The sequence below is a fragment of the Streptomyces viridochromogenes DSM 40736 genome (genome assembly GCF_000158955.1).
Classification (GTDB): Bacteria; Actinomycetota; Actinomycetes; order Streptomycetales; family Streptomycetaceae; genus Streptomyces; species Streptomyces venetus.
Genome location: NZ_GG657757.1, coordinates 754,345 through 756,177 on the forward strand (window position 1 = coordinate 754,345; position 1,833 = coordinate 756,177).

1 protein-coding gene is annotated in these 1,833 nt (G+C 75.3%); it reads right to left on the reverse strand.

Annotation, left to right across the window (positions count from 1 at the left end; translation table 11 throughout):
* Positions 1-59: 59 nt before the first annotated feature.
* Positions 60-1,833: DUF2264 domain-containing protein (locus tag SSQG_RS03440; RefSeq protein ID WP_063749150.1), on the reverse strand; the 1,774-nt coding region annotated here is incomplete at its 5' end.

A 1,833-nucleotide genomic window follows, 5' to 3' on the forward strand; every position in this document is an offset into this window, starting at 1 on the left:
GTTCCGCAGAGGGGCGCGGCTCGTTCGAGCCGCGCCCCCGGCATGTCCTGGGGCGCCTCTCAGGGCACCGTCTCGCGTGCGCCGTCGGGGAAACGGATCTCCACGGAGGCGTCGGCGGCGGTCTGGACCCGGGCTCCTGTGACCGGTACCCGCGGGTCGGCGCTGAGCACGACCAGCGTCACCAGCAGGCAGGTACCGCCGGGGTGGGACGGCAGCGTCAGTAGCGGCGTCGCCGAGTGGTGCCCGTACGCGCTCTGGCCCACGGCCGTCGCGACCGTCCCCTCGGCGTCGCTCCAGCCGTGCAGTCCCACGAGCGCGCTGGTCAGGCCGTCCGCGCGTCGGGCCAGTGCCCAGCTGGGGCCGGTCCGGCCGGCCGGTGGCCCGGTGTCGTCGGCGACGGCCCAGCCACCCTCGCGCACGGGTGTGCCGGGCGGCGCGTCGACGCGGTGCACCCGGACCTCCCAGGGCCCGTGGACGACGCTGACCGTCTCGATGCGGTGCCCCTCACCGCCGCCCGGGAGCACGGCCCGGTGCCAGGACGCGGCACGGGCGCCGTCGACACCGAGGGGGTGGATACGTCCGCGCGGACTGGGCGTGCCGTCGGGGGCGAGCAGGGCGAGGTGGTTGTCGGGGCCCCGGTCCGCCGGTGTCTCGGGGGCTGTCGCGCTGGAGTAGGCGAACCGGGCGTAGTGCGGGCTGTCCTGCGCTTCGGCGGGTGGGGGCGGGAGCCGGTCGCTGCCGTGGTTGACGAGTCGTACGATCCCGTCGGCCGCGGTGGAGTGGAGCAGCCAGCCCGGTGCCGGTAACGCGAGGCGTACGTCGCCCGTCTCGACCGGCCCGGGTTCCTCCGGCGCGGTCCACACGGGGTGGTGGGCGGGCAGGAGCAGGCCGAGGAAGGCCTTGCTCGCCCAGTAGGGGGAGGCCGGGCCCGAGTAGCGCTGGGTGGCCGGGAGGAAGGGCTTGTACCAGCCGAGCGTGAGCAGGCCCCGTTCGTCGGGCACGCCGCGTTCGGCGAAATGCTTCAGCGCGCCCGAGGCGAGGCGGCGGGTGCGGCCGGGCGGCAGCGGCGTGGCGTCGGCGAGGACCCCGGCCCACAGCGGTGCGGTGGTCGCGAAACGGTAGGTGAGGGAGCGGCCCTGGTGGACCGGGGCCCCGTCGGCGCCGAAGAAGTGTTGGTGGTCGTGGAGGAACGACCGCAGTCGTGCCCGGTGGCCCGCCACCAGCGCCGGATCGGCGCGCGGACCGGCGATCCGGGCCCACAGGACCGGATACAGGTGCAGGGCCCAGGCGTTGTAGTAGTCGAACTTGCGGCCGTCACCGTCGGTGTACCAGCCGTCGCCCCGGTACCAGTCCTCCAGGCGGGCGAGGCCGGCGTCGATCTCGCCGCGGCTGTGGGGCGCGCCGACGGAGGCGAGGAACTCCTCGGTGATGACCTGGAACAGCCGCCAGTTGGAGTCGTTGACGACGGCTCCGACGAAGCCGCCCAGCCAGTCGGCGATCCGCTGCCGTACGGGGTCGTCGAGCCGGTCCCAGATCCACGGGCGGGTCTCGTGCAGGGCGATCGCGACGGAGGCGGCCTCCACCATGGGCTGGGACCGGTCGGTGATCGGCGGCCAGCGGTCGGGGCTGCGGGGGTCGGTGCCCGCCGCGAGCCCGGCCGCGTACCGCTCGATGAGCGCAGGCCTCTGTCCGCCGGAACCGGCGATGCGGAAGGCGGCCAGCAGGAAGGAGCGGGCGAAGCCTTCGAGCCCGTCCGACCAGGGCCCGGAGTGGCTGGGCGGCCCGGGGAGCCGGTACTGGGCGAGGCCCTGCGATGCGTAGGGCGTCAGGGCG